The organism is Tritonibacter sp. SIMBA_163, assembly GCF_046535935.1.
Lineage (GTDB): Bacteria > Pseudomonadota > Alphaproteobacteria > Rhodobacterales > Rhodobacteraceae > Epibacterium > Epibacterium scottomollicae.
The window spans coordinates 1-252 of record NZ_JAWJBP010000917.1; the positions used below are offsets into that span (position 1 = coordinate 1).

The following is a 252-nucleotide window of genomic DNA, read 5'->3' on the forward strand; positions in this document are numbered from 1 at the left end:
CATCGAGTTCTTCGACTACCGCTGCCCCTACTGCCGACAAGTCGCCGACCTCGTGCTCGAGACGGCGGAGGCCGACGGCAACGTCCGGGTCGTCTATAAGGAATACCCGATCCTTGGACCGGACAGCGAGTTCGCCTCGCGCGCGGCGATCGCCGCGGCGATGCAGGGGAAATACGCCGAGTTCCACAAGGCGCTGATGAACGACGTCCAGACGGTCGACCAGGACAGCGTGATGCGCCTGGCGGAAATGAT

At 63.9% G+C, this 252-nt stretch carries 1 protein-coding gene; it reads left to right on the plus strand.

Annotation, left to right across the window (positions count from 1 at the left end; all coding sequences use genetic code 11):
• The coding region (locus R0J92_RS25000; RefSeq protein ID WP_411053668.1) for a DsbA family protein at positions 1-252 on the plus strand (252 nt) is incomplete at both ends.